The sequence below is a fragment of the Psychromarinibacter halotolerans genome, from assembly GCF_029168315.1.
Taxonomy (GTDB): Bacteria; Pseudomonadota; Alphaproteobacteria; order Rhodobacterales; family Rhodobacteraceae; genus Psychromarinibacter; species Psychromarinibacter halotolerans.
On record NZ_JARGYD010000002.1, the window covers coordinates 700,138 to 714,071 of the forward strand.

The window sequence follows — 13,934 nt, forward strand, 5'->3', positions numbered from 1 at the left end:
AGTCCTGTCCGCGATTGTCCCTAGAATTGGGCCGCCGCGGCGCAGCGTCAAGGGCGGTCAGGCCCCTGACGATTTTGCGGCATAGCCTTCGAAGGTCACGTTGTCGGCGACGGTGCGGGCGGTGGCCTCTTGTTCGGGGCTGCGGATCGTCCAGCACAGGATGGCCGCACCGCCCGCCTTCAGCTCGGCCACGCGGGGGTTGCGAAGGTCGTTGCCCTGATGACTGATGAAGCTTGATCCGGTGCGATCATAGTCCGGGATGGCCCGAAGGTGTTCGCAGGTCTCGACCGTCAGTTCGGGCCAGTCGGCGGGATCGTAAGCGCAGGTCGTCAGGCCGCGCGGAATGTCCGGCGCCGCCGTGGCAACCGCCGCGACCGCGTGCGGGTTGAACGACATCAGTGCGACCGGACCCTGATAGCCCTGAAGGTCACGCGCCGTCGCGGCCTCTAGCTGGCCGGTGTCGGGACCCATCGCGCCGTCCTGATCCTTGATTTCGATCAGCAGGGGCGCGCGCCCTGCGACAAGGGTCAGAACCTCTGCCAGCGTAGGGATGCCTTCGCCATTGGTCAGCAGTTGGATGCGCGACAGCTCCGCGGCGGTGCGGTCGCGCAGTTTGCCATCGGCGCCGGTCAGGCGGGACAGGTCGTAATCGTGGAACACCATCGCCGTGCCGTCCGACGACATCTGCAGGTCCAGTTCGATCCCGTAGCCGCCCGCGATGGCGGCCGTGAAGGCCGCGCGCGAATTCTCGGGGACACCTTGGTCCGCGTCGTGCAGGCCACGGTGGGCGATGGGCGCGCGCAGGAAGGCCGGCGGAAGGGACGGGGACCGGGTCATCGGATCTTGAAGATGCCTTCGATCTCGACCGCGACACCCAGCGGCAGCGAGGCGGCGGACACCGCCGAGCGGGTGTGACGGCCGCTGTCGCCCAGCACCTCGACAAGGAAGTCAGACGCGCCGTTGATGACCTTGGGTTGGTCGATGAAGTCCGGCGTCGAGTTCACGAAGCCGGTCAGCTTCAGCACGCGGTCCAGCCGGTCGAGATCGCCGCCGAGCGCGACCTTGACCTGCGCCAGCAGGCTGATCGCACAAGCGCGCGCCGCGGCGGCGCCTGCGGTGACGTCAAGATCTTCGCCAAGCTTGCCGGTGATCATGCCGTCCGGCCCGGCAGAGATCTGGCCAGAGACCCAGACCGTGTCGCCATCGACCGCCCACGGCACGTAGTTGGCGGCGGGGGCGGGGGCGTCGGGCAGCGTGACCCCAAGCTCTGCAAGGCGGGTTTCGATCTTTCCGGTCATCGGGCGCTCCTGTCTGGATTCACGCGCAACCTAGTCCATGCGCGGCGCCGATGGAAACGCCCGACGCGCCGCCCGGGTCGAATTCGTTCAGTAAGATCGGCTGACCGCGCGGCAGGGCGCCGCGCGGGTCTTGCCGGGCCCCGCCGGGCTGTCAGCTTTCGCGGAAGGCGCGGGCGAAGTAGGTCGCCAGCGGCTGCACGAAATAGTTCATCGGGCTGCGATCCTCGGTCCGAAGGAACGCCTCGACCGGCATGCCGGGGATCAGTTGCAGCGTCTCGGGCAGTTTGCCCAGTTCGTCCTCGGGCAGCTGAATCTCGGCCCGGTAATAGGCGACGCCTGCGTTCTCATCGACGAAGGAGTCGGCGGACAAAAGCGTCACCACGCCGGTCAGTTCGGGGGTGGTGCGGCTGTCGAAGGCCGAGAACCGGATCCGCACGTCCTGACCCGGGTACACCTTGTCGATGTCGGTCGGAGAGACGCGCACCGCGATGATCAGCGGCCGGTCCTGCGGGATCAGGTACATGACCGGGTCGGCCGGGCGGATCACCGACCGGGGCGTGTACACGGTCTTGCCATAGACGATGCCCGACACCGGCGCGCGGATGTCCAGCCGCGACAGACGTTCCAGCAGCGACCGCCGCTGTTCCGCCAGTTCCAGTTCGCGAAACTGCAGGTCGCGCAGCTGGGTGATCGCCTCTTCGCGGCGACCCGTGCCCAGCTTGAGGATTTCCAGCTCGATCTCGGTGATGCGTTCCTGCGCAAGGCCCTGTTCCGCGACCATCTCGCCCTGACGGCCCGTCAGGTCGGCGTGTTCGCGTTCAAGGTTCAGCACCGTGGCCGTCTGCGTCAGGCCGCTTTCAAGCAGGCCGCGCTGGTTATCAAGCTCGACCGTGATCAGGCCCAGTTGCCGTTCCATCGAAGTCTGCTGCGATTCGATCCCGGTGATCTGGGTTTCGATCTGACGGCGGCGTTTCTCGAGGGTCTCGATCTCGCGGGCCATCGTCTCGCGGCGCGCTTCGAACAGGTTTCTCTGACCGTCGATCAGTTCCTGAACCTCGGGGCGGTTCTCGGCGATCGCGACAAGTTCCTCGTCGAACACGATCTCTTCCGCCTCGTCCCGTTCGGCATCCAGCCGCCCGCGACGCGCCATCAGTTCGAAAAGCTGGCTTTCGACGATGGCCAGTTCCGACCGCAGAAGTGTCGGGTCAAGTTGCAGAAGGATGTCGCCCGCTTCGACGAAATCGCCTTCGTCCACCGCAATCTCGGCGACGACGCCGCCGTCGGGGTGCTGGACCACCTGCCGGTTCTGATCGACCTCGACCTGACCGCCCACGACCACGGCGCCCGCCAGTTGCGAGAACACGGCCCAGCCGCCGAACCCGCCGACCAGAACAAGCAGGATCAAGGCGCCCAGCCATAGATACCGCTTGGCCGAGATCGGCCCGCCCTTGTTGCCGCCGCCGCTTCCGCCGCCGGACGGCGCGCCGCCGATCTGGATTTTTGTCTGGCTCATACCGTGCCTCCCGGTCCTGCGTTCTGCACGACCTGCCTGTAGTTCTGCAGGACTTCCTTCATCACCGAATCGCGCGGCCCAAAGGCGCGGCGAGTGCCGCCGTCCAGCACCAGAAGCGTATCGCATTCCTCGATAGCGGCGGGGCGGTGGGCCATGATGATCACCGACCGCTTGTCCGCCTTGATCGCGCGGATCGCTTGGTTCAGCGCGACGGACCCCTCGTTGTCGAGGTTCGAGTTCGGCTCGTCCAGCACCAGCACCTTGGGTTCGCCGTACATCGCACGTGCAAGGCCGATACGCTGGATCTGCCCGCCCGACAGGCGACCGCCACCGGCGCTGACGCGGGTGTCATAGCCGTCGGGCAGCTTCAGGATCATCTCGTGCGCCGCTGCCCGTTTCGCCGCGACGACGACCGCCTCAGGGTCCGGGGACAGGCTGAGGCGGGCGATGTTGTCGGTGATGGTGCCGTCGAACAGCTGAACGCGCTGGGGCAGGTAACCGATGTAGCTGCCCAGAACGTCCGGGTCGTAGTTGTCCAGCGACGCGCCATCCAGACGGATCTTGCCGCCAGCGGGACGCCACACGCCGGTGATCGCGCGCGCCAAGGTGGACTTGCCGGACCCGGACGGGCCGATAACACCCATCGCCTGACCGGGTTCCAGCGTGAAATTCACAAGGCGCAGCGTTGCCAGCTGTTCGCCCGGCGGTACCACGGTCAGCTGGTCCGCCGTCAGTTTCGCGGCCGGGGCGGGCAGGGGGGTGCGCGGACGCTCTTGCGGGATCTCGTTCAGAAGCTCGCTGAGCGTGCGCCAGCCCTTCATCGCGCGCTGGATCGACGGCCATTGGCCGATTGCCAGATCGAGAGGGGCAAGCGCCCGGCCCATCAGGATCGACGAGGCGATCATCGCGCCGGGCGTCAGACCTTCGGTCAGGACCAGATAGGCGCCAAGGCCCAGCATGGCGGATTGTAGGAACAGGCGGAACGTCTTGGACAGCACCGAATACCCGCCGGTGCGGTCGCTGGAAAGCAGACCTTCGTTCAGCGATTTCTCACGCGCGATGTTCCAGCGGCTGAATGCGCTGCTTTGCATCCCCAGCGCGCGGATCAATTCCGCCTCGGACCGGATCTGTTCGGCCATATGCTCGGCCTGCGCGGTTGCCATGTTGCTGCTTTGGACCGGTTCTTTCGTGCGGACCTGGTTGAGGATCGTGATGAAGATCAAGATCGCGCCGCCGCCGACCGCCAGCGCGCCCAGCCACGGGTGGAACAGGGCGATCCCGGCAAGGAACACCGGCGCCCACGGAATGTCGAACAGGGCCGCGAAGACGGGCGATGCTAGCAGGCGCTGCACCGCTTCTAGGTCGCGCAGGGCGCCGGCGGATTGGTTCGGGCCGTGGGTCAGGGACGCCTTGCGCACGACGGCTTCGAACACCCGGCGGTCCAGCTTGGCTTGGAAGCGGGCGCCGATCCGGGCCAGCACGCGACCGCGGACAAAGTCCAGCAGGCCCATCATCAGGAACAGGAACGCCATCACAAGGAACAGCGCCAGCAGCGTTGCCTCGGACCGGCTGCCAAGCACTCGGTCATAGACCTGAAGCATGAACAGGGGGCCGGTCAGCATCAGCAGGTTGACGAAAAAGCTGAAGACGCCCACGAATATGAAAAGCGGGCGGTTTTCCGCCCGAGCCGCGCGCAGTTCCTTCAGGCCTTGATCGGGATCGCCTTGCCGCATTTTCTGATCTTACCTATGTTTTTTTCGTCGCCATATGGCGTTGTCGCCAATTGGTCACATCACAATGCAGCGGGTCTTTATCATCTGTCCCGGTTGTCGTCTTGTACTATGTGTAAACGACCTGCAAAACGAGTTCATGTTGTACCGGAATTCGCCATGAAAACCATGCTTTCCCTGCGTTTAGCCACGGTTCTTGCCGCCACGGTCCTTGTTCAGGCATGTGCTGCGCCCGAGATCACCGAGACGATCAACGATCCCTATGAAACGCAGAACCGCGCGGTTCACGAGTTCAACAAGGGCGTTGCCGGCATCTTTACAAAGCCCCGTCCCGAGGGGGCGCCTCCCCGCAAGAAGGGCTTTTTCCTCAAGACCTTGGGCAATTTCGCGGGCAACCTCGACAGCCCTCGTCTGGTGGTGAACGACATCCTGCAGGCGAATGCCGAAGATGCGGCGCACAACGGGATGCGGTTCCTGATCAACACGACATTCGGCATCGCCGGGCTGTTCGATCCCGCCACCGCTTGGGGCCTGCCGGAACGGCCGACCGACTTCGGCGAAACTTTGCACACCTGGGGGGCTGCGGAAGGCGCTTATGTCGAATTGCCGCTGCTTGGCCCGTCGACCTCGCGCGATACGGCGGGGACTGTGGTCGATTTCTTCCTGAACCCGGTGGGCTATGCGGTCGCCGCGCCCGAGAAATACGTCGTGTCGTCCGCCGGCATCGTTCAGGGCTTCACCGAGCTGGCGGAATATGGCGACGAGATCAACGAACTGCTGCAAACCAGCGCCGACAGCTATGCCGCGACACGTTTGCTTTATTTGCAAAATCGCAGATTCCAGCTAGGTCAGACCGTAGAGGCGGAGGAAATTGATCCCTTCGCGCTTGATACCGAAGGATTCTAGTATGGTTCAGATCACACGACGTTCCATCGTTGCTGGGCTGGCCGCACTGCCGCTCTTCTCCGGTCGGGCTTTCGCCCTTTCGACCGGCGCGGCGCAGGGGCTGGTTGACCAAGCCGTTGCCGACATCAACCGCGCGATCGCCGGAGGCGGGTCAGAGGCGCAGCTGATTTCGCAGTTTCAGAACATCTTCAACCGCTACGCCGACCAGTCCTATATCGCGGCCTACGCGTTGGGCCCGGCGGCACGCGGCGCGTCCGCTGCGGAACGTTCGGCGTTCTCCAGTGCGTTCAGCCGCTATCTGACGGCCAAATACGGACGCCGGTTCCGCGAGTTTCAGGGCGGCACGGTGAATGTGCGCAGCGCCAACGCCGTGAAGAACTGGGTCGAGGTTCGCGCCACCGCCGACCTGCCCGGTCAGGCGCCGTTCAACGTGACCTTTTACGTGTCGGACCGCACCGGTCGGCCGCTGTTCTTCAACCTCGACGTCGAGGGCATTTCGATGCTGCTGACCGAGCGGGAAGAGATCGGCGCACTGCTGGACCGCTATCGCGGCGACGTGGGGCAGGTGACAGCGGCGCTTCAAGCCGGCGGCTGACGGCTAAGCAGATCTGCCGGACATTGGATACAGAAAGGCCCGCCGTTTGGCGGGCCTTTTTCGTTAGCGGTTCGGTGTGCCGAAGATCGAGTCGAGGACGTCGTTGATGATTCTGTCGGCCATCGTGTCGCCGCCGTTGCCGTTGTTGGGCTGCCCCGGCGGCGGGTTCTGAACCTGCCCCGGCGGCGGCGTGCGCGGCGGAAGCGTCGTCGGGTCGATCATCGGAAGCGGCTGTGCGGGCAGTCCTTCGTGGACGCGTCCCATAACCTCGCCCCAGATCTCTGCGGGCAGTCCGCCGCCGGTGACGCCCGACAGCGGCGTGTTGTCGTCGTAGCCCATCCAGACGCCCGCGACATAATCCGCGGTGAACCCGATGAACCATGCGTCGCGGTTGGCCTGCGTCGTGCCTGTCTTGCCCGCAACCTCGCGCCCCGGAAGCTGTGCGCGACCGCCGGACCCGAATTCGATGACCTTGGTCATCATGTAGATCAGCTGCCGCGCCGCCTGTTCCGAAATCACGCGTTCGCCCAGCCCGCCGGACTGGTCCATCAGCGGGGCGTCGTCGCCGACCAGCCGCAGGTCGATCAGGCCGTAGGGTTTCACCGAGCTGCCGCCGTTCAGGATGCCGGCATAGGCGCCGGTGATCTCCAGCAGGCTGACCTCGGACGTGCCAAGCGCCAGCGCCGGGCCCACGGCAAGGTCGGAGACAATGCCGAAGTCCTCGGCGACGTGGCGCACGTTGTCGCGACCGACCGCCTCGGACAGCCGCACCGCTGCGGTGTTCAGGGACCGGGCCAGCGCCTCGGTCAGGGTGACCTCGCCATAGAACTCGCGGGTGTAGTTGCGCGGCGACCAAGGGCCCGATCCGGGCACGTTGATCGTCAGAGGAGCGTCCAGCACGTAATCGTCGAACCGGTAGCCCAGATCCAGCGCGGTGGCGTAGACGAAGGGTTTGAACGCGGACCCGGACTGTCGCTTGGCCATGATGGCGCGGTTGAACTGGCCCGAGATGCCCGTGAATTTGCGGCCGCCCACCACGGCGCGAACGGCGCCGTCCGCCGACATGATCACGATGGCCGCCTGCGCTTCTGACCCTTCCTTCACCTTCGCGTCGAAGACCGCGCTCAGGCCGGTTTCGGCAGCGGTCTGGATGCGCTGGTCGAAGGTGGTGCGGATCACAACGTCTTCGGTGGTCTCGCGGGTCAGGAAGCCCGGGCCCGAATCCATCACCCAGTCGGCGAAGTATCCGCCCGCACGCGCCTCGGCCGCTGCCGACAGCATCGCGGGCGCGCCGGAGGAATGCGCAAACTCGGCATCCGTCAGGTAGCCCTGTTCATGCATCAGGCGCAGAACCACGCTGGCCCGTTCCTGCGAGCGTTCGAGGTTCGAGGTCGGCGCATAGCGGCTGGGGGCCGTCAGAAGCCCCGCGAGCATCGCCGCCTCGGACGCGTTCACCTGTGCGGCGCCCTTGCCGAAGTACCGCTGCGATGCGGCTTCGAAGCCGTAAGCGCCGCCACCCATATAGGTGCGGTTCAGGTAGACGGTCAGAATCTCGTCTTTCGAGTACTTTGCCTCCAGCGCGAAGGCGTATGGCATTTCCTTGATCTTGCGCCACAGCGTGCCGCGCCGACAGTCGGTCTCGTACTCGGCCTCGGTCTCCCACGTGTCTCTGTCGAAGGGCACGCCAAGGCACAGCAGTTTCGCGACCTGCTGGGTGATCGTGCTGCCGCCGTGACCGGAAAGCGGGCTGCGGCCTTCGCGCAGGTTGATCGCGATGGCGCTGGCGATGCCGCGTGGGCTGACGCCGAGGTGGCGGTAGAACCGCTTGTCCTCTGTCGCGACGACGGCGTTCTTCAGCACCGGAGCCACCGTTTCGGCGGTGACTTGGCCGCCGAACTGGTCGCCGCGCCACGCGAAAACCTCGCCGTAGCGATCCAGCATCGTGACCGAACCACGGGTGCGCCCGTCCAGCAGGTCTTCGAGCGGCGGTAGCGTGGAATAGAAGTAGTAGGTCGCGATCCCGACGATCAGCACGACCACCGTCGCCCCAGCCGCGAAGGCCTTGAACAGAAGACGAAATATCCAGCGAAAGATCGACCGGAAGAACCCGAGGATTCCGCCGCGACCGCCGCCGCCACCGCGCCGTCCGGTTCGCTTGGTGGGCTTTGCCTTGCCGCGCTTGGAAACCTTCCCTCGGGTCGGAGTCCGGCCCTTCGTCGGCTTCGCGGCCGCCCGTGTCCGCTTGTCGGCCACGAGGGGCGGCGTCTTGCGTCCGTTCCCGCTCATCAGATTGGTCTACTGCTACTCGATTGTCGTTGTTTTGCGCAGAATAGCTGCGATAGCGGCAGATGTGGAGACGCCGCGGCGTCAAAGGAACGTGTTTTTTAAGCGCACATTTTTAGGGCAATTTCTGAAAAACGTGCAAAAAATGTGCAACACGCCTGTTTAGACGTCGTTAATTCTGGCGCTTCGGATTGTATCACCAGCCCGTGCACCGCTTTGTGAGCGGCGTGGAATCCTTGCAGGGTCAACCTGCCAATCGGAAGGGTGAAGACAGTGAAACTCATCATTGCAGCAATCAAGCCGTTCAAGCTGGAGGAGGTGCGCGAAGCGCTCACCGCCATCGGCGTGCGCGGCATGATGGTAACTGAAATCAAGGGCTTCGGCTCGCAGTCGGGTCATACCGAAATCTACCGCGGCGCCGAATACGCCGTGAACTTCGTGCCGAAGGTGAAGCTAGAGATCGTGGTCCCGGCCTCGATGGCCGACCAGGTCGTTGAAACGATCCAGTCCACCGCCAAGACCGACAAAATCGGCGACGGCAAGATCTTTGTTCTCGACGTGGCCAGCGCGATCCGCGTGCGCACGGGCGAAACCAACGAGGACGCGCTCTGAGCGCCGCACAGAGGGGAATTACGAACATGCAACTTAACAAGACTCTTCCCATCGCCGCTGCGCTGATCGCGCTGCCGGTGCTGGGCTTCGCCCAAGAGGCCGAAGAAGCCGTAGAGGCGGTCGCGCCGGGCTTCGACGAAATCGGCCCCTACATCATGACCACCCTGCTGTTCATGATGGGCGGCTTCCTGGTGTTCTTCATGGCCGCTGGCTTTGCGATGCTCGAAGGCGGCCTTGTCCGCTCGAAGAACGTCGCGATGCAGATGACCAAGAACATCGCTCTCTACTCGTTCGCGGCTATCATGTACTGGCTGATCGGCTTCAACCTGATGTACCCGGGCGACGGCTGGATCATGGCTGGCTGGGTCGGTCCGTTCTTCAGCACCACCGTGCTGGATCCGGTTGGCGTCGATGCCGCCGATGCGGCGCTGGACTATGCGTCGATCGGTTCGGACTTCTTCTTCCAGCTGGTGTTCGTTGCCGCCACCGCCTCGATCGTGTCGGGCGCTCTGGCCGAACGTATCAAGCTGTGGCCCTTCCTGTTCTTCGTCATCATCCTGACCGGCGTCATGTACCCGATCTCGGGCTCGTGGCAGTGGGGCGGCGGCTGGCTGTCTGAAATGGGCTTCTCCGACTTCGCCGGCTCGACGGTCGTGCACTCGGTCGGCGGCTGGGCGGCTCTGGCAGGCGCCATCGTCCTTGGCCCGCGTATCGGCAAATACACCAGCAGCGGCCAAGTCCACCCGATGCCCGGTTCGAACCTGGCTCTGGCCACGCTCGGCACGTTCATCCTGTGGCTCGGCTGGTTCGGCTTCAACGGCGGTTCGCAGCTGGCAATGGGCACCGTCGGTGACGTGTCCGACGTGTCGCGGATCTTCGCGAACACCAACATGGCTGCTGCAGCCGGTGCCGTCGCGGCGCTGATCCTGACGCAGGTGATGTACAAGAAGGTCGACCTGACGATGGTCCTGAACGGCGCTCTGGCCGGTCTGGTGTCCATCACGGCCGAACCGCTGGCCCCGACCCTGTTCGGCTCGCTGTGGATCGGTGCTGTCGGCGGTATCATCGTGGTCTTCGCCGTCCCGATGCTGGACAAGCTGAAGATCGACGATGTCGTCGGCGCCATCCCGGTTCACCTGTGCGCCGGTATCTGGGGCACCATCGCGGTGATCTTCTACGGCGAAGCCAGCCTCGGCACGCAGCTGACCGGCATCATCGCCTACGGTGTGTTCACCTTCGTGGTCAGCCTGGTCGTCTGGTTCATCCTGAAAGCCATCGTCGGCATCCGGGTGAGCGAGGAAGACGAGATCAACGGTCTCGATATGGCTGAGCTGGGTATGGAAGCATACCCCGAGTTCTCGAAAGGCTGACTTCCCTTCCTGTCAGTCTGAGACGACTGCCCGGGCGTTCGCGCCCGGGCTTTTTCTTTGCGGCGGAGCCAAACCGCGCGGGCCGGACCAAGGCTGGTCGTCAGTCCTGTTTGCCGGGAACCCGCTTCGGTGCGCCGGAGGCCATGTCGGTGCCCATGTAAGGCAAACCCGCCTGTTTCCACGCGGCGAATCCGCCTTCCATGTGGGTGACCGGCGCAAGGCCCTTCGCCGCACAGGCCGATGCAATTCGGCCAGACCGCGCGCTGGATCCACAGTACAGCACCAGTCGTTTGCCTTCCTGCGACGGCAGCTTTTCCGAATCGAAGAAGGGCATCGGCAGAAGCAGCGCGCCTTCGACGTGTTCCAGCATGTATTCCTGAGGCGTCCGCACGTCGATCAGGGCGATCTTGCCCCGCGAGTATGCGTCCCAGACCTCTTGCGGCGTCCAAGTCTCGATGGTGCCGCCGTCAACGGTTTCGGTTTTCATCTTTGGGTCCTTTCGAAAGTTGGATCAGAACGAGTTCGCGGGGATCTTGAAGTACGAATTACCGTCCGCCTCGGCCGGCGGAAGCCGCCCGCCACGCAGGTTGACCTGAAGCGCGAACAGCATCCGATCTGGCAGGTCCAGCGTCGCGTCGCGGTCGTCGCGCAGCTTGCAATACTCGGCCTTCGACGTGCCGCCGCCGACATGGGTGTTGTTCGCCCGGTGGTCGGCCACGGTCGCTTCCCATGCCGGGTCCTCGCGGTCACCGACCGGCGGATAATCGTGGCCGATGAACAGGCGGGTCTCGTCGGGCAGCGACAGGATCGCTATCAGCGAATCGTACAGTTCGGCCGACGAGCCGCCGGGGAAGTCGGCACGCGAGGTGCCGCTGTCGACGTGCATAAAGGTGTCGTGGACGAAGGCCGCATCGCCGATCACATAGGTGATCGAGCCCAGCGTGTGTCCGGGGGACAGCATCACCTTCACGGACAGGTTTCCCAGCGTGAAACTGTCGCCATCGGCGAACAGGCGGTCAAAGTCGCGGTCCGGATCGAACGCGCCGGGGGTATGATAAATACCTTCCCACAGCTTCGCGATGTCGCGGACCTTTTCGCCGATGGCGGCGGGGGCGCCTGTCTGCTCTTTGAGCCACGCGGACGCCATCATGTGATCGGCGTGGGGGTGCGTGTCGAGAATCCACTCGACGGTCAGCCCTTCGGCCTTCACGAAGTCCAGGATCTCTGCGGCGCTGTCGGTGCGGGTGCGGCCATGCGCGGGGTCGAAATCGAGCACGACGTCGATCAGCGCGGCCTTTTTGGTGGCATCGTCGATGGCAACGTACTGCACGCTGCCAGAGGCCTTTTCGTAGAAACCGACCACGCGGGGCGAGTTCGGCCCCGTCGACGGGCTTTCTCGTGTGAACATCGGTAGTCCTCCGTATCAGTGTTGGAGGAGTACGTATTCTTCAAATAGAATATGTAAAGGGCAGGGTGCGGCAGGAACCATCAGAAATTCCTGCCGCGCACGATCTGCTGGAAGATCGGGCCGCCTGTCTTCAGACCTTGTCGACGGCAGCGATGGCCTTGGCCAGCAGCGGCACGGTCTTTTCGTTCAGGCCAGCCACGTTGAAGCGGCTGTCGCCGACCATGTAGATGCCGTGATCTTCGCGCATCTTCTCGACCTGCTCGGGCGTCAGGCCAAGGCGGCTGAACATGCCGCGGTGCTGCGCGATGAAGCCGAAGCGGTCGGACCCGGTCAGCTTGCGCAGTTCCTCGGCCAGCTGCTCGCGCAGCTTCAGCATCCCAAGGCGCATCTCTTCCAGCTCGGCCATCCAGTCGGCCTTCAGCGCGTCGTCGGCAAGGATCATGCCCACCAGCCGCGCGCCGTGGTCCGGCGGGAACGAGAAGTTCTGGCGGTTCAGGTGGTTCAGCGTGCCCTGCGCAACGGCGGTCTTCGCGGCGTCTTCCTGAATCGCCATCAGAACGCCCGCGCGTTCGCGGTAGATGCCGAAGTTCTTGGAACAGCTCGCGGCCACCAGCGACTCGGGGCAGGCGGACACGACGTGGCGCACACCGGCGGCGTCCGCCTCCAGCCCGTCGCCAAAGCCTTGGTAGGCGATGTCGATCATCGGGATCGCGCCCTTGGCGTTCAGGATCTCGGCGACCTTCTTGAACTCGGGCAGGGTCAGGTTGGCGCCGGTCGGGTTGTGGCAGCAGCCGTGCAGCAGCACGACATCGCCCGCCTTCAGCCCGTCGAGGTCCGCGACCATGCCGTCAAAGTCGACGGCGCAGGTCTCGTCGTCGAAGTAACGGTATTCGCGCGTCGGGATGCCCATGTGCTTCAGGATCGAGACGTGGTTCGGCCACGTCGGGGCCGACACCCAGACGGTCACGTCGGGGTTGGCCATCCGCACAAGGTCGAACGCCTGCCGGACGGCACCGGTGCCGCCGGGGGTTGCCGCCGCGGCCACACGGTCGGCGGGGACCGCATCGCCCAGCACCAGTTCGCGCATTCCAGCGGCGAAGGCCGGATCACCGGCAAGGCCGGTGTAGGACTTGGTGGTCTCGGTTTCCCAAAGCTGTTTCTCGGCGGCCTTGATGGCGCGCATCACGGGCGTCACGCCATTCGCGTCCTTGTAGACGCCGACGCCAAGGTCGACCTTCTGCTCGCGCGGGTCCGCCTTGAACATCTCCATCAGCATCAGGATCTTGTCCTTGGGCTGCGGTTGAAGCTCTTTCAGCATGGAATCATTCTCCGGTTTCGACCTTCAGGTCGCCATACATGCCCCATTCGGACCACGAGCCATCGTAGACGGCGTGGCGGTCGTGTCCGATGCGTTCCAGCGCCAGGTCGATGATGGCGGCGGTCACGCCCGATCCGCAGGAGCTGATGACAGGTTTCGCAAGATCCACGCCGGCGGCAGCGAACACGTCGCGCAGCGCGTCGGGATCCCTCATCGTGCCATCCTCGTTCATCAAGGTGGCATAGTGGACGTTTTTCGCGTTCGGGATATGACCCGACCGCAGGCCCGCGCGGGGTTCCGGCACTTCGCCCCGGAACCGGGCCGGGCCGCGGGCATCGAGGATCTCGTGATCCATCAGCTTCGAGGCCGCGGCCACCTGCGTCACGTCGCGCACCAGATGGTTCTGGAACGTGACCGTGATGTGACGGTCGCGCATGACGGGGGGCAGATCCTCGGTCGGGTGGCCGTCGGCGACCCACTTGGGCAGGCCGCCGTCCAGAACGGCCACGTCGGTCTTGCCCATCAGCCGCAGCAGCCACCACACGCGCGGGGCCGAAAACAGGCCTGCGCCGTCGTAGACCACGACCTGATGACCGTCGCCGACGCCCATAGCGCGCATCCGGCTGATGAACTTCTCGGTCGGCGGCACCATGTGCGGCAGCGAGGACCGATGGTCGGAAATCTCGTCGATGTCGAAGTAGCGGGCGCCGGGAATATGCGCCTTGGCATATTCGGCCTTCCCGTCGCGGCCCATGTCCGGCAGATACCACGACGCGTCCAGCACACGCAGGTCTGGATCGTTGAGGTGAGCCGCCAGCCAGTCGGTGGACACCAGCGTTTTCGGATCGTCGGTCGCCATTTCTCGCTCCCTGGACACGGACCCCGCTTGCCTAGCCCCGCG

The 13,934-nt window shown here is 64.7% G+C and carries 13 protein-coding genes; 4 read left to right on the forward strand and 9 right to left on the reverse strand.

Annotation, left to right across the window (positions count from 1 at the left end; translation table 11 throughout):
• Window positions 1-57 precede the first annotated feature (57 nt).
• From P1K30_RS08350 to P1K30_RS08365, 4 genes are all read right to left on the reverse strand, one after another.
• Entirely contained in the window at window positions 58-837 is a 780-nt protein-coding gene (locus tag P1K30_RS08350; RefSeq protein WP_275632234.1) for a glycerophosphodiester phosphodiesterase family protein, read from the reverse strand.
• Window positions 834-1,298 (reverse strand): RidA family protein, encoded by a 465-nt coding sequence (locus tag P1K30_RS08355; RefSeq protein WP_275632235.1) that lies wholly within the window; start codon window positions 1,296-1,298, stop codon window positions 834-836. The genes P1K30_RS08350 and P1K30_RS08355 overlap by 4 nt, the downstream gene beginning before the upstream one ends.
• A 151-nt stretch (window positions 1,299-1,449) precedes the next feature.
• On the reverse strand, window positions 1,450-2,811 hold the full coding sequence (locus P1K30_RS08360) for an HlyD family type I secretion periplasmic adaptor subunit (protein ID WP_275632236.1): 1,362 nt from the start codon (window positions 2,809-2,811) through the stop codon (window positions 1,450-1,452).
• Window positions 2,808-4,544, reverse strand: coding sequence for a type I secretion system permease/ATPase (locus P1K30_RS08365; RefSeq protein ID WP_275632237.1), 1,737 nt, complete (start codon window positions 4,542-4,544; stop codon window positions 2,808-2,810). Before P1K30_RS08365 ends, P1K30_RS08360 begins: the two co-directional genes overlap by 4 nt.
• Here P1K30_RS08365 and P1K30_RS08370 point away from each other — a divergent pair.
• Window positions 4,521-5,447: an MlaA family lipoprotein gene (locus tag P1K30_RS08370; RefSeq protein ID WP_275632238.1), complete on the forward strand. Its 927-nt coding sequence runs from the start codon at window positions 4,521-4,523 to the stop codon at window positions 5,445-5,447. The two genes, P1K30_RS08365 and P1K30_RS08370, sit on opposite strands and share 24 nt — an antisense overlap.
• A 1-nt stretch (window position 5,448) precedes the next feature.
• Entirely contained in the window at window positions 5,449-6,042 is a 594-nt protein-coding gene (locus P1K30_RS08375; protein ID WP_275632239.1) for an MlaC/ttg2D family ABC transporter substrate-binding protein, read from the forward strand.
• Window positions 6,043-6,105: 63 nt separating this feature from the next.
• Here the strand turns inward: P1K30_RS08375 and P1K30_RS08380 are convergent, their stop codons facing one another.
• The gene (locus tag P1K30_RS08380; RefSeq protein WP_275632240.1) at window positions 6,106-8,328 is read right to left on the reverse strand and encodes a transglycosylase domain-containing protein; all 2,223 of its coding nucleotides are present in this window, start codon (window positions 8,326-8,328) and stop codon (window positions 6,106-6,108) included.
• Window positions 8,329-8,598: 270 nt separating this feature from the next.
• On the opposite strand from P1K30_RS08380, the gene P1K30_RS08385 reads away from it, so the two are divergent.
• The gene (locus P1K30_RS08385; RefSeq protein ID WP_275632241.1) at window positions 8,599-8,937 is read left to right on the forward strand and encodes a P-II family nitrogen regulator; all 339 of its coding nucleotides are present in this window, start codon (window positions 8,599-8,601) and stop codon (window positions 8,935-8,937) included.
• Window positions 8,938-8,963: 26 nt separating this feature from the next.
• The gene (locus P1K30_RS08390; protein WP_275632242.1) at window positions 8,964-10,307 is read left to right on the forward strand and encodes an ammonium transporter; all 1,344 of its coding nucleotides are present in this window, start codon (window positions 8,964-8,966) and stop codon (window positions 10,305-10,307) included.
• A 100-nt stretch (window positions 10,308-10,407) separates the two neighbouring features.
• Here P1K30_RS08390 and P1K30_RS08395 read toward each other — a convergent pair whose 3' ends face one another.
• The 4 genes from P1K30_RS08395 to sseA all read right to left on the reverse strand — a co-directional run bounded on the left by P1K30_RS08395 (window position 10,408) and on the right by sseA (window position 13,892).
• The gene (locus P1K30_RS08395) at window positions 10,408-10,794 is read right to left on the reverse strand and encodes a rhodanese-like domain-containing protein (protein ID WP_275632243.1); all 387 of its coding nucleotides are present in this window, start codon (window positions 10,792-10,794) and stop codon (window positions 10,408-10,410) included.
• Between the two features lie 24 nt (window positions 10,795-10,818).
• The gene (locus P1K30_RS08400) at window positions 10,819-11,715 is read right to left on the reverse strand and encodes an MBL fold metallo-hydrolase (RefSeq protein ID WP_275632244.1); all 897 of its coding nucleotides are present in this window, start codon (window positions 11,713-11,715) and stop codon (window positions 10,819-10,821) included.
• Window positions 11,716-11,845: 130 nt separating this feature from the next.
• Window positions 11,846-13,033, reverse strand: coding sequence for an amino acid aminotransferase (locus P1K30_RS08405; RefSeq protein ID WP_275632245.1), 1,188 nt, complete (start codon window positions 13,031-13,033; stop codon window positions 11,846-11,848).
• Between the two features lie 4 nt (window positions 13,034-13,037).
• Window positions 13,038-13,892 carry a 3-mercaptopyruvate sulfurtransferase gene (sseA, locus tag P1K30_RS08410; RefSeq protein ID WP_275632246.1) on the reverse strand — a complete coding sequence of 285 codons (855 nt, stop codon included), beginning with the start codon at window positions 13,890-13,892 and terminating at the stop codon, window positions 13,038-13,040.
• Window positions 13,893-13,934: the final 42 nt, after the last annotated feature.